Origin of the sequence: Bacillus nitratireducens, from assembly GCF_036320425.1 — a bacterium.
In the GTDB taxonomy this organism is placed as follows: Bacteria; Bacillota; Bacilli; order Bacillales; family Bacillaceae_G; genus Bacillus_A; species Bacillus_A nitratireducens.
The window spans coordinates 809,758-831,427 of the sequence record NZ_JAUMJO010000002.1 but is presented as its reverse complement, the minus strand read 5'-3'; the positions used below and the strand labels follow the sequence as shown (position 1 = coordinate 831,427).

At 35.6% G+C, this 21,670-nt stretch carries 24 protein-coding genes, 1 pseudogene, 1 riboswitch and 1 other annotated feature; of the genes and pseudogenes, 8 read left to right on the top strand and 17 right to left on the bottom strand.

Annotated elements, in window-relative coordinates:
* Nucleotides 1-210 precede the first annotated feature (210 nt).
* From Q3V31_RS10530 to Q3V31_RS10520, 3 genes are all read right to left on the bottom strand, one after another.
* The gene (locus Q3V31_RS10530; protein ID WP_000437814.1) at nt 211-1,242 is read right to left on the bottom strand and encodes a tyrosine-protein phosphatase; all 1,032 of its coding nucleotides are present in this window, start codon (nt 1,240-1,242) and stop codon (nt 211-213) included.
* A 90-nt stretch (nt 1,243-1,332) separates the two neighbouring features.
* Nucleotides 1,333-2,172, bottom strand: coding sequence for a hypothetical protein (locus Q3V31_RS10525; protein ID WP_329765007.1), 840 nt, complete (start codon nt 2,170-2,172; stop codon nt 1,333-1,335).
* 49 nt (nt 2,173-2,221) lie between these two features.
* On the bottom strand, nt 2,222-2,944 hold the full coding sequence (locus Q3V31_RS10520) for a GNAT family N-acetyltransferase (protein ID WP_000988271.1): 723 nt from the start codon (nt 2,942-2,944) through the stop codon (nt 2,222-2,224).
* 123 nt (nt 2,945-3,067) lie between these two features.
* Here Q3V31_RS10520 and Q3V31_RS10515 point away from each other — a divergent pair, with 123 nt between their 5' ends.
* Nucleotides 3,068-3,907, top strand: coding sequence for a DUF2785 domain-containing protein (locus tag Q3V31_RS10515; protein ID WP_329765006.1), 840 nt, complete (start codon nt 3,068-3,070; stop codon nt 3,905-3,907).
* 17 nt (nt 3,908-3,924) lie between these two features.
* Complete coding sequence (locus Q3V31_RS10510) at nt 3,925-4,374, top strand: NUDIX hydrolase (protein ID WP_000540471.1); 450 nt, start codon at nt 3,925-3,927, stop codon at nt 4,372-4,374.
* Nucleotides 4,375-4,482: 108 nt separating this feature from the next.
* Here the strand turns inward: Q3V31_RS10510 and Q3V31_RS10505 are convergent, their stop codons facing one another.
* From Q3V31_RS10505 to Q3V31_RS10485, 5 genes are all read right to left on the bottom strand, one after another.
* Nucleotides 4,483-4,863, bottom strand: a complete 381-nt coding sequence (locus tag Q3V31_RS10505) for a VOC family protein (protein WP_000687560.1) — start codon at nt 4,861-4,863, stop codon at nt 4,483-4,485.
* A gap of 45 nt (nt 4,864-4,908) precedes the next feature.
* Nucleotides 4,909-5,949, bottom strand: a complete 1,041-nt coding sequence (locus tag Q3V31_RS10500; protein WP_000504458.1) for an ROK family transcriptional regulator — start codon at nt 5,947-5,949, stop codon at nt 4,909-4,911.
* 122 nt (nt 5,950-6,071) lie between these two features.
* Nucleotides 6,072-7,265 carry an MFS transporter gene (locus tag Q3V31_RS10495; protein ID WP_329765005.1) on the bottom strand — a complete coding sequence of 398 codons (1,194 nt, stop codon included), beginning with the start codon at nt 7,263-7,265 and terminating at the stop codon, nt 6,072-6,074.
* A gap of 56 nt (nt 7,266-7,321) precedes the next feature.
* Entirely contained in the window at nt 7,322-7,885 is a 564-nt protein-coding gene (locus Q3V31_RS10490; RefSeq protein WP_000845622.1) for a maltose O-acetyltransferase, read from the bottom strand.
* 220 nt (nt 7,886-8,105) lie between these two features.
* On the bottom strand, nt 8,106-9,149 hold the full coding sequence (locus tag Q3V31_RS10485) for a tryptophan--tRNA ligase (RefSeq protein ID WP_329765004.1): 1,044 nt from the start codon (nt 9,147-9,149) through the stop codon (nt 8,106-8,108).
* 5 nt (nt 9,150-9,154) lie between these two features.
* Nucleotides 9,155-9,362: a binding site (T-box leader), on the bottom strand.
* 152 nt (nt 9,363-9,514) lie between these two features.
* On the opposite strand from Q3V31_RS10485, the gene Q3V31_RS10480 reads away from it, so the two are divergent.
* Entirely contained in the window at nt 9,515-9,829 is a 315-nt protein-coding gene (locus Q3V31_RS10480) for a hypothetical protein (protein WP_000539692.1), read from the top strand.
* Nucleotides 9,830-9,903: 74 nt separating this feature from the next.
* Here the strand turns inward: Q3V31_RS10480 and Q3V31_RS10475 are convergent, their stop codons facing one another.
* On the bottom strand, nt 9,904-11,025 hold the full coding sequence (locus Q3V31_RS10475) for an AI-2E family transporter (RefSeq protein ID WP_000416919.1): 1,122 nt from the start codon (nt 11,023-11,025) through the stop codon (nt 9,904-9,906).
* Nucleotides 11,026-11,088: 63 nt separating this feature from the next.
* On the bottom strand, nt 11,089-11,337 hold the full coding sequence (locus Q3V31_RS10470; protein WP_000539733.1) for a GlsB/YeaQ/YmgE family stress response membrane protein: 249 nt from the start codon (nt 11,335-11,337) through the stop codon (nt 11,089-11,091).
* Nucleotides 11,338-11,568: 231 nt separating this feature from the next.
* On the opposite strand from Q3V31_RS10470, the gene Q3V31_RS10465 reads away from it, so the two are divergent.
* Together Q3V31_RS10465 and Q3V31_RS10460 are read left to right on the top strand one after the other, a co-directional pair.
* The gene (locus tag Q3V31_RS10465; RefSeq protein WP_000581413.1) at nt 11,569-12,030 is read left to right on the top strand and encodes a GNAT family N-acetyltransferase; all 462 of its coding nucleotides are present in this window, start codon (nt 11,569-11,571) and stop codon (nt 12,028-12,030) included.
* A 38-nt stretch (nt 12,031-12,068) separates the two neighbouring features.
* Nucleotides 12,069-12,213: riboswitch (cyclic di-AMP (ydaO/yuaA leader) on the top strand.
* Nucleotides 12,214-12,309: 96 nt separating this feature from the next.
* Nucleotides 12,310-12,453 (top strand): hypothetical protein, encoded by a 144-nt coding sequence (locus Q3V31_RS10460; protein WP_000945247.1) that lies wholly within the window; start codon nt 12,310-12,312, stop codon nt 12,451-12,453.
* A gap of 73 nt (nt 12,454-12,526) precedes the next feature.
* Here Q3V31_RS10460 and Q3V31_RS10455 read toward each other — a convergent pair whose 3' ends face one another.
* The 3 genes from Q3V31_RS10455 to Q3V31_RS10445 form a co-directional block, all read right to left on the bottom strand.
* Nucleotides 12,527-14,170: a collagen-like domain-containing protein gene (locus Q3V31_RS10455; RefSeq protein WP_329765003.1), complete on the bottom strand. Its 1,644-nt coding sequence runs from the start codon at nt 14,168-14,170 to the stop codon at nt 12,527-12,529.
* A gap of 144 nt (nt 14,171-14,314) precedes the next feature.
* Nucleotides 14,315-15,070, bottom strand: coding sequence for a class I SAM-dependent methyltransferase (locus Q3V31_RS10450; protein ID WP_000679192.1), 756 nt, complete (start codon nt 15,068-15,070; stop codon nt 14,315-14,317).
* 41 nt (nt 15,071-15,111) lie between these two features.
* Nucleotides 15,112-15,654: a CGNR zinc finger domain-containing protein gene (locus tag Q3V31_RS10445; RefSeq protein ID WP_141499215.1), complete on the bottom strand. Its 543-nt coding sequence runs from the start codon at nt 15,652-15,654 to the stop codon at nt 15,112-15,114.
* A 112-nt stretch (nt 15,655-15,766) separates the two neighbouring features.
* Here Q3V31_RS10445 and Q3V31_RS10440 point away from each other — a divergent pair, with 112 nt between their 5' ends.
* Complete coding sequence (locus Q3V31_RS10440; protein ID WP_329765002.1) at nt 15,767-16,963, top strand: MDR family MFS transporter; 1,197 nt, start codon at nt 15,767-15,769, stop codon at nt 16,961-16,963.
* A 47-nt stretch (nt 16,964-17,010) separates the two neighbouring features.
* On the opposite strand, the pseudogene Q3V31_RS10435 reads toward Q3V31_RS10440, so the two are convergent.
* Nucleotides 17,011-17,910, bottom strand: a pseudogene (locus Q3V31_RS10435) (tetratricopeptide repeat protein); the annotation flags it as partial.
* 368 nt (nt 17,911-18,278) lie between these two features.
* Between Q3V31_RS10435 and Q3V31_RS10430 the strand changes: the two are divergent.
* Together Q3V31_RS10430 and Q3V31_RS10425 are read left to right on the top strand one after the other, a co-directional pair.
* Nucleotides 18,279-18,659: a hypothetical protein gene (locus Q3V31_RS10430; RefSeq protein WP_329765001.1), complete on the top strand. Its 381-nt coding sequence runs from the start codon at nt 18,279-18,281 to the stop codon at nt 18,657-18,659.
* A 73-nt stretch (nt 18,660-18,732) separates the two neighbouring features.
* Nucleotides 18,733-18,960, top strand: a complete 228-nt coding sequence (locus tag Q3V31_RS10425) for a DUF3923 family protein (protein WP_001082013.1) — start codon at nt 18,733-18,735, stop codon at nt 18,958-18,960.
* Between the two features lie 96 nt (nt 18,961-19,056).
* Here the strand turns inward: Q3V31_RS10425 and Q3V31_RS10420 are convergent, their stop codons facing one another.
* The 3 genes from Q3V31_RS10420 to Q3V31_RS10410 all read right to left on the bottom strand — a co-directional run bounded on the left by Q3V31_RS10420 (nt 19,057) and on the right by Q3V31_RS10410 (nt 21,634).
* On the bottom strand, nt 19,057-19,605 hold the full coding sequence (locus Q3V31_RS10420) for a DUF2179 domain-containing protein (RefSeq protein WP_000938446.1): 549 nt from the start codon (nt 19,603-19,605) through the stop codon (nt 19,057-19,059).
* A gap of 233 nt (nt 19,606-19,838) precedes the next feature.
* The gene (locus tag Q3V31_RS10415; protein WP_000616833.1) at nt 19,839-20,252 is read right to left on the bottom strand and encodes an ATP synthase subunit I; all 414 of its coding nucleotides are present in this window, start codon (nt 20,250-20,252) and stop codon (nt 19,839-19,841) included.
* 53 nt (nt 20,253-20,305) lie between these two features.
* Nucleotides 20,306-21,634: a hemolysin family protein gene (locus tag Q3V31_RS10410; RefSeq protein WP_000402261.1), complete on the bottom strand. Its 1,329-nt coding sequence runs from the start codon at nt 21,632-21,634 to the stop codon at nt 20,306-20,308.
* Nucleotides 21,635-21,670 lie beyond the last annotated feature (36 nt).

The following is a 21,670-nucleotide window of genomic DNA, read 5'->3' as shown; positions in this document are numbered from 1 at the left end:
ACAACACTCCTCATAAACAAAATTATAGCAACAATAAGAAAAGGAGGCTAATCCAATCAGCCTCCCTTCTCATTATTTATCCCGCATTAACGGGCAGTAAAACTCCCACCTCAAATTCGGCGAATGCGAAGAAGTTAGGTGGGAGTCGGACTGCCCGTAAACGCCCGATTGGTGAAGGCTAATAATCAGTGGGGATGAACCCCCCACTGATTAAAGTTTCACTTTATCTTCTAGCAATAACACTTTCATTTCCTCTAACGATTCTTTCGTAAAGCCAAGAGCTTTTTCAGCATACGCTTCAACTGATCCATATTGCTTTTTAACTTCATCAATCGCAGCTTGTAAATATTCAGCACGTGCCTCAAACATCGCACCTAATATTGCTCTACTTTCATCGTTTTGTAGTTTTGCACCTAAAAAGGCCATCATTTTTTCATTTAACTTTTCACGGAAACCGTTACTTAGTAAGTAGTCTTCCATTACTGTTTTTTCTGGTACACCTAGTAACAGTAATAGTAATGCTGATCCAAATCCAGTACGGTCTTTTCCAGCTGTACAGTGGTTTACTAACGGTAAGTTTTCTGGGTTTTGCGCTAAGTTTAAGAAGCTCACGAATGCTTCATTACCACTTACGAAATCTTGATTCATTTTCACAAGATACTCGCCTGGTTTCCCTAACATAGAAAGGTCACCAACCTGGAAAAATTCATTTATGTTCAAGTCTTTCGCCAAGTCTTGCATAACTGGTAAGCATACTTGACGAGCACCTGTAATATCTGGATTTGGCTTATGCTTCACTTCAAAATCTGTACGGTAGTCACAAATTAATTTTAAGCTAGACTTCTGTAAATACTCGATATCCCATTCTGTTAGTCCTGCTAATTCTTCAGAACGATACAATTTACCCCATCTTACTTTACGGCCTTCAGTCGTTTCATATCCTCCCATATCACGGAAGTTAAACGCGCCTTGTAATGGTAATCTACGCTCAGCTACTGTCACTGCTTGTCCATTACTTCCTACTAACCTAAAATATGGACGCTCATTTTCACTCGGGTTTTCAATTGTACATGCTGAATCCCCACTTACTGTTACAAGTAATTCTCCATTTTCTTCAATATGATCTGGTGAAGTACTCCAATAAATACGAACTTCTTCTATATTATTTTCCCACTTTATATGTAACGTATTATCTTCATTTCGTTCTACAGTTGCTTGTAGCCAATTTCTTTGCTGCTCCATTCTCTCACCAACACTTTCTTTGTATAGTCTAATCCTTCTTTATTGTATTATAGGAACGCTTACTTTGTCGTTTCGATTTTTCTTTTTATCTTACAAACATGCAAAAAGTTCTTTTATTTGTTCATAAGTTGTACACGGATTCCCTCGAAATACATATGCGATTTGCTCATCATCTAAATCTTCATATACAACTGTTCCACGATCTGGGTGCGAATAAAACTCTAACCCATTTATCATCTTTTTAACACTATAATTCGTTGTCCATGAAGAAACAGGATAGTACGCTTTGTTTTTATGCCTACAAACCCAAAGTGCATATAGTTTACTATTTTCATCCCAGTATACATACTGCGTTTCGTCATTTCCTAATCCGACCGATTCGAGCTTCCAACTTAACCTTTCATGAATTGGCAATTTCGAATAAATTACGTCATCTGGGGCATTCCAATCACGACATTTTCCTATCTCACCCATTTCACCTCTCTTCGCTTGAAAGCTTAATAAATGAAATGGTGTATGTAATATCGTTTTCGCGAACTCCATATTTATAGGTTGTAACCCGAATAGAAATTTTTCCATTTCATCTTGGTTTACATATCCATGATCAATAGAAATTTCAATTTGCGTTTTCCATTTTGATGTAACGTAACTTTCTTTTCCCTTATAATTTACACCTTTCCAATACACAAGCCCTTTATATTGAAAACAAGCTCCTTTTGCTTGAGAAATACAACTATCTGGAAATACCGGCTCCATTATATCGAGGAAAAACTCTTTTACGCGAAACATACTAGTTGGCGTAACAACTTGAAACCAAACTGTTTCCCACTTTTCACCCTCATAACGCTCTGAAACTTTTTCGATGTTCCAACCTTCTAACAAGATCTCTGGATACAGTAAAACAAAAGAATGAAATTGTTTTCCCAACATATATAACCCTCCCGCTAAATGAGTTCGAGAGAGTAAGCCATCCATCCTTCTAAAACCTTCTCACATATCGCTCAGTAGAGCTCAGCTGCTGACATCCGTTCTTTTCAAAAACATCCTTCATCCACTCATTTTGTACATTTGTCTCGCCAATATAATAAGATGCACCTATTTCTTTTAAAACAAACATTGCTCCTGTAAAGAATGCCATTTCATACCCTTTATTTCGCATATTTGGAGCGACTGCGAAATACATAAGTTTTCCCTCTTCTAACGTACCTCTTTCAATATGCGGGATTACAATTCCTATTGGCTCTTCATCAATACTCGCTGTTAAACAATGTTCTTTCCATCGCCCACCAATTTCTTGTAGCATCGTATTTACAAATTGATCATAATCGATTTGTTCTCCGGTCACTTCATTCCACAGTGAATAAAAAGCGTCTTCGCCTATCTCTTCAATAAGCTTAAAATCAATTTCACTTTCTATATCTTCAACTTCATATATATCCTTACATACAATCATGTTTTCAGTAATATATTCAAATGAATACGTTTCGAAACATTTCTTATACACATCATAATTTGGGCTTTTTGAAGAAATCTCAAATTGCAATTCTTCTATTCCATCTTTTTCAGCTTCAACAACGCAATATTGTATTATCTCTTCTAATTGCTCTTCTGTAAAAACCTCTGCATTATTTTCTTTTATCATTATAGAAGAAGCATTTCTTCTTATTTTAAAATGTTTCTCTAACTGTTCTATAGTCATCATATACTTCCCTCATCTATGTCATTCTCGAATTTCTACTCGTTCTCCTTGCATGAGCAGGATTGTCCTTGAATATATAGAATACTAGAAAACATCGCATCTTTAAAGTGCGGAGGAGGTTCTCCATTGGATATTACAGCATTGCAACAACAGTTAGAGCTTATACAACAAAATGACTATACGCAACTGCATCATATAGATGTAAATGAGTTAACTTTGAACATGCTTCAGTATATTGGAACGACTGATAGTTATGTCCGTTATCAACTTATATATAAATGTTTTATGCATTTTATTCATCATGAATTCCTTATGGACGATCAGCTGAAATTACTTTTACAAACTTGTTTAAGTGATGAGTATTTATATTGTGACATTCACTCCCCACATACAGATGGGGTTTTCACACGTTCTTATACTGTTTCGTTAATTGCGTTAATACTCCAATTCGCTAACTCGCACTATTTTTTTACAGAGGAGGATATCGAGGAAATAAAAACCAAACTCATTACATATATAAACTTGGAAATGGATTTTCGAGGCTATATTGAAAATAAAGGATGGGCTCATTGTCTTGCACACGTATCTGATGCCTTCACTGAAATTGTTCACAATTCCTATACGACCTTTGAGTGGTACGAAGAATTAATTCATTGTTTATTAAATAAAATGTTCATTCCATCGGATCTATTTCATAATAACGAAGATGAACGCATTGTTACACCGTTACTATCTATGCTATATCATGATTTCCCGCAAGATGAGTTAATTTCAATTATTTATAAAAAAATAAAAAGGCTTCCTCAAATTAGAAAACGCCTTTCCCTTAATGAGTATTGTATTTTATGCGCAAACATTAAAATCTTTTTACGCACATTATTTTTTAGAACAAAAGATGATCATAACTTAGCATTTACAGCACGTAAAACAGAAAAAATGTTAAAAGAACTGCCTAATTATTATTAAATATAAGGAGAAGAAATATGGGCTATATTGAAGACATGAGAAATCTAGTAGGAAATCATCCACTCATTTTAATCGGATCACACGCCATTATATTAAATGAGAAAAATGAAATATTATTGCAGCTCCGTACAGATTTTAATCGCTGGGGCATTATTGGGGGCGCCTTAGAATATAACGAAACGTTAGAAGACGCTTTAAAGCGAGAAGTATATGAAGAAACTGGACTTATCATCAAAAAACCAGAACTATTCCGTACATACTCAGGACCTGATTACTTTCAAATCTATCCAAACGGCGATCAAGTACATGGTGTACTCGTTGTTTATATTTGCCGAGAATTCCACGGTGAGCTTATATGTGATCAAACTGAGTCAAAAGAATTACGCTTCTTCCCCCATGATGAGTTACCTATTACTCTTCATCCAGTAATTGAGCGTATTATTAAGGAGTTTCAGCACTCCAATTAAAAAACATCACATATTGTATATAGAAATAAAACACCCTCATTTCCCGTCATTATAACGTGAAATGAGGGTGTTATCGTTCACCGTAAATCCGAATTGTCCCCTTAGTAGCTAGATTGTTATCTCAATCTGATTTCCTTCAGGATCATTTACTACACTTTCATAGTAACCATCCCCTGTAGTACGTGGGCCGTTTAACACAGGATATCCAGCTTCTCTTAATGTATTAGTTAATTCATTCACTTTTTCTTTACTACCTACAGAAAAAGCAATATGCGCATATCCTACTGTTTGTGTTTGTATTTTATCGTCTATCCCTACTTGCCTCATAAGTTCTAGACGCGCTCCACCTTCAAAAGTTATAAAATAAGATTCAAACTGTTTTTTCGGATTGTGATATAATGTATTTTCTTCACCACCGAAGTACTGTTTATAAAAGTCACGCATACCTTCTAAATCATTCACCCAAATTGCTACATGTTCAATTTTCATAATCGACACCTTTTCTTTTACAATATTCAACCAACAATTTGATATTTAATTTTCTTTGCTTGTTCTTGTAATCATAAGATCAAGTCCCAGGCTTTTTAATCCATATAAATAATCTTCTTTCCAATCGCTCACTGTTATTTGAGGAATATGTTCTGCTGGAATGTACTGCGGACAACTTTTTACAATTTGATCTATTACAAATTGATTCACTTCATCATCACAGAAAATAAACGCATGTGGATTAATAATAGCTATAAATGTAGAAATTAATCGGGTAATAGCATCTATATTATATTCCTCTGGATTATTTGCATCGTTAACTTCGTCTCCACTTCTAAAAGCTTGTAGGAAATTTTTATTATCATACTGCGGAACGAAAGATATCTCTCCTGAGAAAAAGGTGCTTCCTCGTACTACATCTCCATTTATCATAATCCCTGCCCCTGGACCATTTTGACCTGAATACAAATATACAAGAGAGGAATTGTCATGATTTCCAGTGTTTTTATAATAACCAAGCACTGCGGCATTCATATCATTTTCTATTACTACAGGTATAGAAAACAGATCCTCCAAATGACTTTTCAAATTAAAATTTTGGAACTTTTCATATCCAGGAATGTAAAAAATACGCCCATTATCGACCGCGCCAGGCACACCAATTGATATAGAACTTATTTTCGGAAATGTAGCTATAAGACTTTCTATATGTTCTGTCAATAAATGTAAACCCGTATCCATCAATACACTTGAAGTACTTCCTTGTTCTTTTACTTCCCCTAAACAGTTAAAAATTGTATAGTTCGTCTCATTTTTTTCTAAAAATATCGCTAATCCTAACATATATTCCGGATTATATACATATCGTTTCGCTCTTCTTCCGCCACTTGAATCATCTAAACCAACTAAAGTGACTTCACCATCTTGTTTCATATTTTCTATAAATTTACTTATCGTTGGAAAACTAATTTCTAATGTATTACTAAGTTCAACTTTCGTCGCACTTCCTTGCTCTAGAAGAGCTGTACGAATGCCGCGAAGGATCGTCTCTTTAATCGATTTTTGAGTAACAAATTGTTCACCCAAATAGCTCACCACCTTAATCAACATACTTATTAAACACTTTTAATAAGTTGCGTTGACAATATATCATACATCATTTTCTAAAGCAATAGAGATGATATATTTCCGCTGCATGCCATTCTTATTTAACTCGATGTATTCTCTCTCGTAATAGATGATACAATTCCAGACAAAAGAACAAATAATAAAACCGCTAGCAAGGCATTACGTATTCCGAATGCTTCTCCAAGTATCCCTAAAAATGGTGGTCCGACTAAAAAGGCTGTATAACCAATGATAGAAACTGCAGCAACATTAGAAGTCGCATTTTCACGATCATCTCCAGCAGCTGACAGACCAATCGGGAAACCTAATGCTGCACCAATCCCCCACAGTACTACACCTAATGCTAGAAAATACGAATTACTCCCAAATATTACGATTGAAATTCCTATGATCGCCATCATAATAGTAGCACGTACAACAACGACACGACCGAATCGATCAAGGAAATAACTACTACACATACGAGCTAACGTCATTGCCATTACAAAAACTGTGTACATAATAGAACCTGTCACTACACTTTGTTCATGTCCGTCTACCATCACGATAGGTAACCAATCATTTGCACTTCCTTCTGCAAAAGCCATTCCAAGCACAAAAAGACCAATTAAAAGCACCTTTTTTTCCATACGTAAGGAAGTACGCTTCGCTCTCTTTTTGTTCTGCGATTTCTCCTTCTTTCCTGTTCCATACGGAAGAAAACGATACACCATACATACAAGTAATACAAACACGACCGAAATCGCAAGAAACTGATACAGAATTGGGATGTGAAGCGACGCTGCGATAGAACCACTGAGCGCGCCTACTAAAGTTCCTACGCTAAAAAAGCCATGGAATTTCGGAAGAAGTGTTGTTCCTAATTTCCGCTCAATGGAAGAACCTTCTACATTCAATGCGACTTCTGCTAACCCATATCCTACTCCAAATACTAGTAAGCTACTAAAAGCCCCAATGCTAGAAACAAAATAAATATTTATACCTAAACAAATCAATCCAACAATCATAAAAAACATACTACCTATAATAACGTCTCTAGCTCCCTTACAGTCAATGAAGTGACTTGCACTCAGTAGACCCATTATTGAACCGACAGATAATCCGAACAAAATCCAGCCCATTTCTTCATTTGACACTGCTAAAATATCTCGAGTAGCTGCTGTTCTTGAAATCCATGTAGCAAACGCGACACCTGGCAAAGCGAATAAGAGAAAAAGAGCGTTTCGAGAGGCAAGTAATGTCTTTGTATGATTGTCCGCACTATATTTCTCCATATGAAACACCTTTCAAATTGTCTATACGATAATGTACGAACTGGCGAAAACGCCCTTTATTCGTCTATCGTTTTAATAAGTTTAGCTGGATTACCACCAACTACTACATTATTAGGTACATCTTTTGTCACAACTGCCCCTGAGGCAATTACAGCATTATCACCAATTGAAACGCCAGGGTTAATAATAGCTCCCCCACCAACCCAAACATTGTTACCTATCTTTACCGGTTTTCCATATTCTTTTCCAGAATTCCGCTCCACCGGATGCAACGGATGCGTAGCAGTATAAATGTGAACACCAGGTGCAAACATACAATTATCACCGATTCGCACTTCACAAACGTCTAAAATAACACAATTAAAATTTGCGAAAAAGCTCTTTCCAACGTGGATATTGTAGCCGTAATCACAACGAAAATCAGGATTAATTTGGGCTTTCCCGTCAGCTGAAGAACCTAAAAGCTGATTTAATAAAGTAAAACGCTCCTCATTTCCTGTCTCCATCGCCTCGTTATAAAGGCGTGTTAAACGTTTTGTCTCCACCCTATCAGCCACTAATTCTTCGTCATCCGCAATATACATTTCTCCCGCCAACATCTTCTCTTTTTCCGTTTTCATACAATCATCTCCTTCGTTATAGAATGAATTTAACTTATTAAACAACTTTAATAAGTGACTTTAATTTTACTTATTAAACATGTTTAATAAGTATCCCTATATTAGCATATTTTTTAATATATGCAACTAATAAGTTTCGAAAGAAAATGTGAATTCCTTACTTCACTTAATGATATTACGCAAAAATTATTAAAATTCATATCGCAAAAAAAGGGAACGCTTAACGTCCCCTCTCAAATCCAATTCGTTTTTTAATTTCCGCTAAATTTACCTTCGCAATATCTCGTGCCCTCTCAGCACCTCTCTCTAACGCTTCATATAATAAATGCGGCTCATTCATATACATCTCATAATTCTCACGAGGTCCAGCTAATTCACGGTCTACAACGCGAAACAACTCTTTTTTCACATCGCCCCATCCAATGCCGGTCTCATACTTTTCACGCATCGACTGCATTTCATCTTCTGTCGCAAATTCTTTATAAATTGTAAATAACGTCTCTAGCTCTTTCGGTTCATTCGGAAGTGAAGAATCTGTTTTGATTTTAAAAATTAATTTTCGTAGTTTTTCTTGCTCTGCAAATAACGGGATAACATTCCCATAACTCTTACTCATCTTTCTTCCATCAAGCCCCGGTAAAATTGCACCATCTTCTTGTATCACAAACTCTGGAAACGTAAATGTCATGCCAAATGTATGATTAAAATACATCGCAATGTCACGAGCGATTTCAATATGCTGAATTTGGTCTTTCCCTACTGGCACATGAGTAGCTTGAAATAATAATATGTCAGCTGCCATTAAAATGGGATACGTGTATAACCCCATATTCACACCTGCATCGTTCTCTAATCCTGCTTCTTTATTATGCTCTACCTTCGCTTTGTACGCATGGGCACGGTTCATAAGACCTTTCGGAGTTAGGCAAGATAGTATCCACGTTAATTCTAAAATCTCCGGTATTTCTGTTTGGCGATAAAAAATAACGTCTTCACTAAGTCCAAGCGATAACCAAGTTGCTGCTACCTCTTTCGTATAATTATTGAACTTCGCCGGATCATGCACAGCATTTAACGCATGATAGTCAGCTATAAAATATAATGCTTTTCCTTCATTATTTTTTGACATTTGTAATGCTGGTTTAATTGCACCAATATAATTTCCTAAATGCGGATAACCTGTCGGCTTAATTCCTGTTAACATTATTTTTTCACTCACACTAACTCCTCCTTCCTCAAAATAAAAATAAAAAGAGCCCCTCATCCTATAAAAAGGACGAGAAACTCCCGCGGTACCACCTTAATTAGCTATCATTAGCTCACTTCATACTTCGATAACGTGAAGTAACCGTCTTTACCTACTCATTTCAGCGAGAAGCTCCAGAGCCCATTCCATATTCATCCCTTACTGATTTCCACCACACATCAGCTCTCTAAAAAGTTTCGAATATGTACTCTTCTCTTTCATTGCTTTTAGTTATTTTTTACAGTTTATCACATTTGTCGTTCATCTAAAACTGAATTTTCTTTTTTTGTTAGGTTTTAGCAATAGTGATTACCAATTTATTCCGAACAATATATAATCAATATATATAGAATCGATTTACAATAAAAAAACGAGGTGATGTCATGGGTTGGTTTACTAAAAAGAATGATACGTTTAAGATTGATGTATTTAAGAACGATGATAAAAGTCAAGATGATACTTTAGGGGTAATTATACATTTCACACCTATCGCTATATATTTATACACTTGCGATGAGTACATAGAAACATTTGACGGTGCGCTCACTTTTGAAAATGAGAACGGAAATCAAGTAGAAATCGGGGGTACCTTCATTTCTCTTGAAGTAGATGCTAATTTTCGCATGGACGATTTAATATTTGATTACAAACTAAAGGAGAGCAATCTACCTATTATTGAGTTAAAAGCCTACGCATAAGGTGAATTTGTTTACTATAACAAGACTATAAATGAAAAAGAGCTAAAACAGTTTTATCTGTTTTAGCTCTTTTTTCACGTATTCAACTTAACAAATCTATACCCATGCGTTACTAACACTTTTAATATCGCATATCCTGGAATTGCTAAAATAATCCCCATAATTCCAAATAAATTTCCGGCAGTTAAAATAATAAAAATGATAGTAATCGGGTGAATGTCTAGCTTTTTCCCCATGACTTGCGGAGAAATAAATTTACCTTCTGCTAATTGTACAACCATCATAACGATAATTACTTTTAACACCATTGATGGCGAGTCAATAAACGCGATAATTAATGCTGGTGTAATTGCAATGATTGGTCCTACGTACGGAACAATATTTACAATCATTGCCAAAATAGCGAGTAGTACTGCATATTTAATACCAATAATAAGGTAACCGATTAATAGCATAATACCGATAAACAAGCTAACAATAATTTGCCCTCTAATATACGAGCTAATCGCATAATGCATATCATCTAGTATTCTCATCGCTGCTGGTTGTCTTTGCTCTGAAATAAACTTTAAAAAGTGATTCGGTAATTGCTCACCATCTTTTAAAAGATAGAACAATATAAACGGAACCATTACAAACGTTAAAACGACCTCTGTAACAGTACTTAAAAATCCAGTTACATTTCCAGTTACTGATGATAATGATTTCGTAAAATCAACTGTGTAGTCTTTTACCATACTCGCTACATCAATATTTAAATTCTCCTGAATTTTTCCTAGTAAATTACTTTCCCCGAATCTACGTGCTGCTCGTTCAATTTCATGACCGAAATACGGTAAGTTATCTATTAATGCATCGATTTGATCTTTTATAATCGGTATTACTGTTACAACTAAAAATACAAATAATCCTAGTACTATTATATATATAGAAGCTATTGATACGATTCGTGAAACACCTTTCTTTTCTAAAAGCGAAACGAATGGATGTAAAATATAAAATAGCACACCCGCTAATAATACCGGGAAGAAAATTGTTTTTAAAAAGACGATAAACGGAGTAAAAACAAAAGAAATTTTCGTTAGCAATAATATGTTGATAAACAATAATGCAAACCCAAGTAGCACCGCTAAATAATTTTGTTCTCTAAAAAACTTTTTCAACTTATCTCTTTTTCTTATATTTACTTTTTCCAACTAAACCACCTCTTCGAATGATGAAAAGCCCTTATTCAGGGCTTTTCGTCATGATCTATATCTTTATTTCCTTGCAGCTTTCACTACAAATGATACAATAAGAATTAATACAATTGCACCTAATAATGCTGGCACGACATGAATCCCACCAAATGATGGTCCAAAAGATCCAAATAATCTACCACCTAACGAAGCACCTAATAAACCTGCGATAATATTTCCGAACATACCACCTGGAAAATTTTTACCCGTTATAGAACTAGCAATTGCACCTATAATAGCACCAACTATTAATGTGATAATCCATCCCATTTTTAGTCCTCCATTTCTATTATAGTTTGTATGATCAAACATAAGGGTAACCAAACTCTTATATAAGATTATAAACTCATTTACACTAAATATATTCTACTATAGAAATATAGCTTAGAATAATATATGTATGGAGATACATATATTATATGCAAAAAAGAAAAATATTGTCAAACTTAGCCAAAAAGGAATTATATTAATATATCATATATAAAGGAGGTTTCTTGATCTATGATTCACAAATTACATTCCAGTTCTTTTGAGGTAGCATCATCCATATTACAAGTTCAAATCCCAGCCTATAAAGTTGAAGCATTCTATTTAAACAGTACTGCAATACCCCGTTTATATGATACTGTAAACGATATTCAAAGTTGCGATGAAACATTCTATGGATATTTTTCTGAAAATAAACTTGTCGGTTTTATTTCCTTTATGCAAGAAGAACAACGAATTGATATCCACCGACTCGTTGTATCGCCTGATTTTTTTCAAAAAGGAATCGCAACGAAACTGCTACTTTTTATTTTTAACATGTTCCCTTCTTCAATGACATACATTGTACAAACAGGTAAAGCGAATACCCCTGCTATTACATTATATAAAAAACACGGATTCATTACAGTATCAGATACAATACTTCCTAATGGTATGATTCTTACACAATTTAAAAAAACAGAAAACATAAAATAATTTGACTTAACTGTTTGTTCATGTTATTTTTTACCTTATAAAACCTTTTGCTGAGTCCAAATTTTGGAGCGGGGGAACCACTTATGTAGCTTTTTGCTACTTGGGGCGAATCTTTTTTAAGTAGGGAAACTCTCACTTCCCGAGTCCGACAGCTAACCTCGTAAGCGTAATGGGAGAGGAAGGTGCTTTTTGCCTATGTTACACAGTATGCCTCCTTAGTTATAAATATGGGAACGATACCAATAGACACCTATATTTATAGAAAAGGAGAAATGTATAATGTTACGTTTATCAGATCACGAAATAAAAATGATGGAACAAAGACTTCGACTAGAACAACACCGCACATATCAAGCAAATAAAGTTATAGATAACTTACATCACAAATACTTCTTTCAGCATATTTTTCAACCGAAAAGATAAAGAAAATGTTTATTTAATATTAAAAAACACAAGGTGTGTCTTACAAAGACATTCCTTGTGTTTTTTATATTCTTTATAAAATTCTCACTACATTTAAACTTGCCGTAATCGCGCCTGCTATAGTGGTCACATGCCCTACACCTAATGGGCCATTTTGTAATATTAACGTTGAATTGGCACTCGCTACATTTACAAGAAGTGTATTTGAAATGGCTGGTTCGATTACTACAGTTGATGTCGTTACGTTTTGTATAAAACTCCCTGTCAATTGGCTTCCATTTAATAGTAATCTGACAGATACTGTCTCATTCCCAGCACTTGCATCCCCTTGAAAATAATAACTTACTAAATATATTCCTGGTGTAGATACGGTAACGGTTGTCGCACTAGTTAAAGATACACCTGCTCCATATACGGTAGATCCACTATTAATTGGAATATTGGCATTTGCCGCAATTGCACTCGTTGATGTAGAAAAGAAATAACCGCCACCTGTTGATATTGCAGATGATCCAGTTGCACCTGTCAAGCCGGTTGGACCCGTGGCACCAGTTGGGCCTGTTACTCCCGCCTGACCAGTCGCACCAGTCGCTCCTCTTATCCCTTGTAACCCTGTCGGGCCTGTCGCACCAGTCACTCCCGTCGCTCCAGTTGCTCCGGTTGATCCCGTCACACCTTGTGGACCTTGAATTCCTTGTATTCCTTGTGGACCCGTTACTCCCGTCGCTCCGGTCGCTCCCGCCTGACCCGTTATCCCTTGTGGACCTTGTATTCCTTGCACCCCTTGTGGACCAGTTGCTCCCGTTGGGCCTGTTGCTCCCGCCTGCCCCGTTACCCCTTGTGGACCTTGAATTCCTTGTATTCCTTGTGGACCAGTTGCTCCCGTCGGTCCTGTTGCCCCGGTTAGACCAGTTGGACCTGTTGATCCGGTTATTCCTTGTATTCCTTGAGGTCCAGTTGGGCCTGTTGGACCAATCGGACCTTGTATTCCTTGCAGACCTTGAATGCCCTGTGGACCGGTTGGGCCTTGTATCCCTTGTATTCCCTGAATTCCTTGCGGGCCGGTTGCACCGGTTGGACCAATGACACCTTGTATCCCTTGATCACCTTGTGGTCCTTGCCCTCCAGTAATTCCTTGTATTCCTTGCGGGCCTTCTTCTCCCTGTATACCCGTAGCGCCTTCCTCTCCCTGTATTCCTTTCGCTCCTTGGGAACCTTGTGGACCCGTTACACCCGAGATGCCAGTTTCACCCATCTCACCTTGCATTCCTTGTGCTCCCGTTTGTCCCCGCTCCCCTATTTCTCCTTGTATTCCTTGCGGGCCTTGTAAGCCTTGACTACCAGTAGGGCCTTGCACTCCTTGTATCCCTTCTAGTCCTTGTACTCCAATATCACCAATTGGACCTTGGTTTCCAATCAACCCTTGAGAACCTTGTAAACCAATTGGACCAGTAACCCCTTGCGCTCCAGTATCCCCAACGGCACCTTGTATTCCTTGTGCTCCTGTTGTCCCTCGCGGACCTTGTATTCCTTGTATCCCTTGAGGACCTTGTGGACCCGTTGCCCCTCTAGGACCGGTGATGCCTGGAGGACCGACTGGACCTTCATGGCCTCCAGTTGGACCAGTCGGACCACTGTTACCAGCTGGTCCAATTGCTCCCACAAGCGGAAGAGGCAGTGCCACTCCGAATTTTTTGCAATTTCTATGATGACGCACAACAATCCCCCTTCCCAAAAATAATTACACTTTTTATATGAAATGCATTTTTATATGAAAAGTACACATTCAACCTCATTTTTTTTACATAAAGAAGCCTATCATTTCAAATATAAAATGATAGGCTTCTTTATTTTCAGCAAGTTATTTCCTCGCCTTAATAATAAAAGTAGTTGGCACCATTCTAGCTTTATATAAAGAATAATATTTCGTAGAAGGTGTAGCTACTTCTTCATCAAATACACGAGACGGTTCAGGCTCTTCTATTCTCTCAATTGTAAATCCCACTCTATTTAACATATTTATGTATGTACTTATTTTTCTCTTATATAATGTCGCTTGTACATTTTCTCCTTTAAATGTTTCAAACGTAATAGGTGTTTCCTCATGATAAGAAGACTTTAAAGCAATCTCTTCTGTACCATACTGTAAGTTTGAATATACTGGATGCTCCCAGCTAAAAATAAAACTTCCTCCTGGCTTTACATATGAATAAATCAGTTCCAACGTTTTTCCTAAATCTGAAGTCCATCCTAATGCATAGATGGAATATACAATATCAAAATACCCTTTCGGAATATCTCCTTCTTCTTCCATTGCTCCGCATATTAACTTTGGATTCCAACACTTTAACGTTTCTTTCGCTGTATTAATTTGTGTACTTGAAAGATCTAGACCCCATAATTCTGCCGCCCCATGTTCAGCCATATATTGCAACGAATGCCCACTTCCACATCCAATATCAAGAACTTTTTTATTTTTGATTGAATCGAACAAATGAATCTCATCTTCAGACGCTGTATACGGGCCATATTTCGGTAAACAATCCACTTGAAAGAAATAAGGTGCAACTGTGTCCCAACACTTTTTATTTAAAGCTAACATTTGTGTACCTTTCATACCCTACATTCCCCCATCCCATTTTCTTTCCCTACTATAAATTACACATTATACCCCGATCTCCCTTTTCTCTTCGCCCGGTAATTTTTCACTTTCGCGATCGTTCCGCACGCTCTTCCTCCTTCTTCTCCAGCATACATACCGCACCATCTTTTACTTCCATTTCGCGAATGATCATAAAATACCCAGCGACAATCTGGGCATGCTTTTAACCTCCCCCACAAATTTTCTTGAATTGACATTAACACAATGCTTAATACTTTTGTATATACATTCTCTTCGTGCACAGGCTCATATGTAATACCTTTCATATCTTCCTTTACATGTACATGAAATGGGTATTTCTCTAACCACTTTTGCAATGATCCTTCGCCTTCAACCGTTAACCGAATATCTTCTCGAAAACTTTTTAATTCCTCTATCGTATGAAATGGAACCTCTTTATGAAAATATTTTTTCATAAAGAGGTTTATATCCTCTTCTGTTTGCAGCATGTCAATTGGCTCTCTCGTATCGTTTGGTATTTTCCATGTATTTAAAAATTCCCGAATATATTCTAATTCATTTGGTGCATTTTGATTCAATTCCATCCACCTTCTTCTTAAAATTTACTTTTTTCTGACTTTATGTATAATTATAATATAAATTAGTTAACCATTAAATGATTTTACTGGTTACGATATTAGGAGGAGTTCTATGAAAAGTTTCTCAATACCGATACGTTTCATGCTTATTTCTTCATTCTTTATGTCTTTTGGGTATTTTGCAGTATACGCATTTTTAGCTATTTATCTATTAAGCTTTCTTCATTTTTCTGCTGTTCAAGTAGGAACAGTGTTGACGGTTATGACAATCACATCACGAGTTATCCCATTATTCTCAGGATTAATTGCTGACAAAATAGGCTATATCATTATGATGCTAGCCGGATTATTTTTAAGAGGAATCGGGTTTATCGCTTTAGGAATATGCTCTGATTTCTATACAATTTCTATTTCTTCTGCACTTATTGGCTTCGGAACTGCATTTTACGAACCTGCTGCGCGCGCCATATTCGGCTCACAACCAGCTCATATGAGAAAAAATCTATTTACATATTTAAACCTTAGTTTTAATTGCGGTGCAATAATCGGACCAATTGCAGGAGGGTTCTTACTCTTACTCGATCCAATCTATGCTTTTTCTCTAACAGGATCTCTTATGCTGTTATTCGCTTTTATCTTTTACTTACTTAAAAATCACTTCCAAGTCACTACTGAAAACACGTCTATTACATTAGGGCTACAGGCTATCTTACAAAACAAATCTTTCCTTTTGTTTTCATTTATTATGATTTTCTTCTATATTATGTTTACTCAGCTTACTGTCGCACTTCCACTTCATATGAAAAACATTAGTAATAGCAACCAGCTTGCTACACTAGTTATTACGATAAATGCAATAACAGGCGTCATATTTATGGTGTTATTCCGAAAACTATTTCATAAATACAACACACTTTTGATTATTAAGTACGGTGTTTTATTAATGAGTATTTCCTTTTTACTCATTCCTTTATTTCAACACCCATATTGGCTATTTATTTGTGTAATTTTATTTACAATCGGTGAAACACTCGTATTACCTAACGCTGATATCGCTATTGCAAATTACAGTAACGAATCATATACAGCTACTTACTTCGGATTTTATCAACTATCACTCGCATTTGGTTTTATCATCGGCAATTATACCGGTACATCTTTTACATCCAACTTAAACGGAATGTATACACCATGGCTTATTTTCGGGGGAATAGGACTTATTGGTTTTATTTCACTACATATTTTAAATATTAAAAAAGGGAGCTCTAAAGAGGATATATACCTATGTAATGAGACGAAACATCTGTAACACATTACAATTGAGATGGTACCTTTAGACAAGCAGCCTATAATAAAAAGATGATTATGTCTTTTACAACCAAACAAATAGCAAGCCCCTATATGATCAGTTTCAAATTCTAAACCTGGAACATATCCAGATTTGATACGTTCTATCATTTTTTTATAACAATTATTCTCTTCTGTATATTCCTCAATTAACTCTTTCTTATCTTTTTCTGTCCAGTTTTCTTCTACTTCTTCATTCTGAACATCTTCTATATCTGCTGTTTTCGCTTCGATAGATTCCCGTATAACTTCATTTATACGGGAGAAATTATTAGCTTTATATAGAGCATAAACAAATCTACCAATCCAATTGGGGCTTTTCCAAACTTCTTTGTATCCCTTTTCGAACCATTCAATTGCTTCTTTATAGCAATTCAACTCAACATATAAATCTGCTACATTAATTTCTCCTACAAAATTATCAGATTTCCTGTTAAAAGCATCTAACTTCTCTTTCGCTTCTGTCGTTCGCCCTAAATCAATTAAACATTTTACATAGTTATACATTATATAGTCCGAATCCCCTGCAACACGCAAGAAAAATTCCAAAGCTTTTTCCAGCTCTCCAAGATTATAATGAGCTACAGCTACATTGTGATATGCTTCATTGGATGGTTGAATAGAAATAGATTTTTGTAATGCTTCTTTCGCTTCTTCCCACTTTTTTTGTTTCATGTAAATTTCTCCTAAGATGTTATAAGGAAAGTATGAGGAAGGATTCAACTTAACAACTTCTCTTATTAATTCAAGAGCTTTATCATCATTCTCTTCCTCATATAAGTACATCCAAGCAAGATTATTGAGAGATTGTACATCTCTAGATTCACGTACTGCTTGTTGAAACAGTTCCATTGCTTCCTCATATTCATTTTGTTCAAACATTTCAATTGCCTTCTCATTAATGTTCAAGTAACTACCTCCGAAGTGAATGAATTCATCTATTCTATATTATTTTAAAATGTAAAAATTGTAATTCCCATAAAAATAAGAGCGCTTCATATTAAGTTCTTTCTCCTTTCTACATTTCATCATATATTTGGATATCCAATTCGTAATGATTTTAGTAACACCGCTTTCTAAAGAAAATAAATACCTACTGTAAAAATACTGATTTACAACAATAAATAAACTTTTCAATCCCACTTAAAGTAGATATACAGCCTATTAAATTTACATATTATGGTACAATTAAAAAAGAGCGCTAGTTAAACATTTACGTTCCACACTAGCAGTCTAGCAATACCAAAATCAAAAATCACTTGAAATTGGGGGATGTTATGAAAAAGAAATTAAGTGTTCTTCTATTCACCGGAATCATATTATCCGGATGTTCAACTATAGTAGAAAATTCTTTAGAAACTGGAAACGGCAGTATTGAATTATTAACACCAATGATTACACCAACAGATAATGAATTAGAAATTAAGACCGAGGGCATTGATGAAAATAAAGTAACTTTTATTTACGTTGCCAATAAAAAAGTCTTTGAACAAAAAATAAAAAATGATGAATCCTACAAACTTGATATTACGAGTATCAAGGATGCTCATAGAACAGATTACAAACCAAGGGTCCAACTTTTACAAACGAAAGATGATACTCAAGATGGAGACATGGTAACCTTTAAACAAATTAGATATACAGTTGAAAAAGAGTAGTTTTATAGTTATCGCATTTTAATATAACGAATAAAATATATTTTAAAAGAGAATACATCTGAGAGGTGCTAATATGAACAGACGATGGATTTATTGGTGGATTGGTAACATATTTTGGATTATCACTTTCGGGATATTGGCAGCTATCATTTGGCTAAGAGAGGTTGATGGTGCTGGTGTTACTCAAACACCTGAGCTTAAATCAGTGGCATTTATCGTTTTATTAATTGCATTTATATTACCAATAATTATTCAAGTTGTATGGTTAATTGTTAATCTGAGAAAGAGCAGAAAAAAATAACATATAAAAAAGAGAGGAATCTTTTTTAAAATAGATTCCTCTCTTTTTTATATGGGGATTATGCCGTGCTTTTAAAGCTGCACTACTCCCTTTTCTTTACGATGCATGTTCATCTTTCTTCTTCATTAACGCTCTCTTCTTCATCGCTTTCGTTAAGTATCCGCCTTTAAACGAACGGATTTCATAAGAAGACATAAATGCTTTTGGTGCAATTTCATTAATGATTTCTAAAAGCTCTTTTTCTCTAGAACGCTTTGCAACGATATCTAAACGATAACGGATTGAATTAATACCTTCACCTTCAAATACTGTAACACCAAATCCAGAGTGACGTAATTCATCCACTAATTCATTACAACGGTCTAGTAAACTAACTTGATACGTAATATAACCAATTGCCAATTTATTCTCTATATAACCGCCTAATAATAGTCCCGCACTAAAGCCAATGACATAGGCAACAATGTTCATCCAATTTGATAAATCTTGAAACACAATACCTAAACTGACAATATAAATTGCACCTTCTAACAATCCTACACCTGCAGCGGATCTTGTTTGATTCTTTACAAGCAAAATCGTACGGATTGTTAAAGTTGGAACGTAAATAATTTGAAGCACAAAAATAAGTAAAGCTTGTAACATTGGTATCCACCTCTTTCGCAAATTCTTTTGTCATGATAACATACATAAGCTTTCGAAATCGATGGGTTTTTAAATTTTTTCAAAATTTTTTCCACACTATTGAAAAACCTAAAAAAGAGGCGTATTATATTGGGTCGTAAATTCAATTGTCATTATTAAATCGCTCATAGTACATTAACTATTGCGCAATTTATTCTCAAACACAAAAAAGGAACCCCATTAGGTCCCTTTCATCATAGCTCTATGTTTTTCGAAGCTTGTTCTCTTTGCTTCTCTTCTTCTTTTACTAGCTGCATGTTTGCATAGGCTAAATTCGCAATCATTAAAAAGTGTCCACCTAAAATACCCGTACCAAATGCCCACATTTCCATTTCATGCTCAATTTCATACATAATGATAGCCCCTAATATTGCGGCTGCAAATCGGTTTAAAACTCCTAATCCAGGAGCCTTTTCTTTCATTACAATACTTCTTCCTAGCTTCTCCACTCTACGAGCTAATAACCAAAGACAATATGCGCTAACTGCTAAACCAATACCGAACCCTGTCACTTGTTTTCCAAATGGAGTAATCGCCCACATTAGTAGTAAACCACTAAAGATTGTATACAATTGTAATCGATATACACGTAAGGCTACTTGAATCAAAATATCCGCTCCTAATTTCACATTTTATTATGTGTCAGAAGAAAAGCAGCAACTTACACAGTTGCTGCTTTCTCTTGTTCTTGTTCATGATCCATTTTTTGAATTTCAACACGTTTAATTTGATAAGCATCTTTTTCTAACACTTTAAATTCATAACCTTCTGCTTCAACGTATTGTCCTTCTTCGATTTCATGATTTTGCATCATAATCCATCCACCGATTGTATCCACATCGTCTTCTTCAATGTGTAATCCAAACAAATCTTTTACTTCTGATATAAGCACTTTTCCATCAACAATTTTATGGTATTCGTTCACATGTTGAATTGGTGGTGCTTCATCTTCATCATATTCATCACGAATTTCGCCGACGATTTCCTCCAATATATCTTCAAGCGTTACAATTCCAGCTGTTCCTCCGTACTCATCATATAAAACAGCCATTGGAATTCGCTTCTTCTGCATTTGCAGTAATAAATCATGAATTGGAGTAGTTTCCATAACTTCAATAATCGGACGCATATACGTGCGAATCGATGATAAATCTTCTTTATCGTTGTTCATATATCGAATAAAGAAATCTTTCACATTGACCATACCGATAATATCATCTTTATCTTCTCCAAAAATCGGATAACGTGTGTATCGTTCATTTTGGATTACTTTCATGTGTTCTTCTACTGAATCTTCAAGATAGAAACCAACGATTTCCGTACGCGGTACCATGATTTCTTTCGCAATGCGATTATCAAATTCAAAGATATTATTTACATACTTGTATTCAGCTTGATTAATTTCTCCACTTTCGTAGCTCTCTGAAAGAATAAGACGTAACTCTTCTTCTGTATGAGCTACTTCATGTTCAGAAGCTGGCTTCAAACCGAATAAACCAGTTACAACACGAGCAGAACCATTCAATACCCAAATAAATGGATACATAGCTTTATAGAATATCATTAACGGACCTGCTAATAACAATGTCACTTTTTCAGCTTTTTGAATTGCCATCGTTTTCGGAGCTAATTCTCCGACTACAACGTGCAAGTACGTCATCGTCATAAATGCAAGACCAAATGTTAACACTGATGAGATAGACGGATTTAAATTCCATTTCTCAAATAACGGGTGTAATAATTTTTCTATCGTCGGTTCACCTAACCAACCAAGTCCCATCGCTGTAACTGTAATACCTAATTGACAAGCAGATAAATATTCGTCTAAATTTGTTGTTACTTTTTTCGCTGCTAATGCGCCGCGTTTCCCTTCCGCAACAAGCTGATCAATGCGACTTGAACGTATTTTTACAATCGCAAACTCTGCTGCTACGAAAAATCCAGTAAATGCGATTAAAATCGCAACCATGACTAAATTAAATATTTCCAATGAATCCCCTTAGTTAAAAAAACTAAGGTGTCCACC

Excerpts from the sequence above, each read along its gene's own strand:
- Q3V31_RS10485 (WP_329765004.1), bottom strand. The coding sequence starts at position 9,149 with ATGAGGGGCTCTTTTTATTTTTATTTTGAGGAAGGAGGAGTTAGTGTG.
- Q3V31_RS10510 (WP_000540471.1), top strand. The coding sequence starts at position 3,925 with ATGGGCTATATTGAAGACATGAGAAATCTAGTAGGAAATCATCCACTC.
- Q3V31_RS10465 (WP_000581413.1), top strand. The coding sequence starts at position 11,569 with ATGATTCACAAATTACATTCCAGTTCTTTTGAGGTAGCATCATCCATA.
- Q3V31_RS10430 (WP_329765001.1), top strand. The coding sequence starts at position 18,279 with ATGAAAAAGAAATTAAGTGTTCTTCTATTCACCGGAATCATATTATCC.
- Q3V31_RS10460 (WP_000945247.1), top strand. The coding sequence starts at position 12,310 with ATGTTACGTTTATCAGATCACGAAATAAAAATGATGGAACAAAGACTT.
- Q3V31_RS10525 (WP_329765007.1), bottom strand. The coding sequence starts at position 2,172 with ATGTTGGGAAAACAATTTCATTCTTTTGTTTTACTGTATCCAGAGATC.
- Q3V31_RS10490 (WP_000845622.1), bottom strand. The coding sequence starts at position 7,885 with ATGAAAACGGAAAAAGAGAAGATGTTGGCGGGAGAAATGTATATTGCG.
- Q3V31_RS10480 (WP_000539692.1), top strand. The coding sequence starts at position 9,515 with ATGGGTTGGTTTACTAAAAAGAATGATACGTTTAAGATTGATGTATTT.
- Q3V31_RS10495 (WP_329765005.1), bottom strand. The coding sequence starts at position 7,265 with ATGGAGAAATATAGTGCGGACAATCATACAAAGACATTACTTGCCTCT.
- Q3V31_RS10520 (WP_000988271.1), bottom strand. The coding sequence starts at position 2,944 with ATGATGACTATAGAACAGTTAGAGAAACATTTTAAAATAAGAAGAAAT.
- Q3V31_RS10425 (WP_001082013.1), top strand. The coding sequence starts at position 18,733 with ATGAACAGACGATGGATTTATTGGTGGATTGGTAACATATTTTGGATT.
- Q3V31_RS10530 (WP_000437814.1), bottom strand. The coding sequence starts at position 1,242 with ATGGAGCAGCAAAGAAATTGGCTACAAGCAACTGTAGAACGAAATGAA.
- Q3V31_RS10470 (WP_000539733.1), bottom strand. The coding sequence starts at position 11,337 with ATGGGATGGATTATCACATTAATAGTTGGTGCTATTATAGGTGCAATT.
- Q3V31_RS10505 (WP_000687560.1), bottom strand. The coding sequence starts at position 4,863 with ATGAAAATTGAACATGTAGCAATTTGGGTGAATGATTTAGAAGGTATG.
- Q3V31_RS10440 (WP_329765002.1), top strand. The coding sequence starts at position 15,767 with ATGAAAAGTTTCTCAATACCGATACGTTTCATGCTTATTTCTTCATTC.
- Q3V31_RS10420 (WP_000938446.1), bottom strand. The coding sequence starts at position 19,605 with ATGTTACAAGCTTTACTTATTTTTGTGCTTCAAATTATTTACGTTCCA.
- Q3V31_RS10450 (WP_000679192.1), bottom strand. The coding sequence starts at position 15,070 with ATGAAAGGTACACAAATGTTAGCTTTAAATAAAAAGTGTTGGGACACA.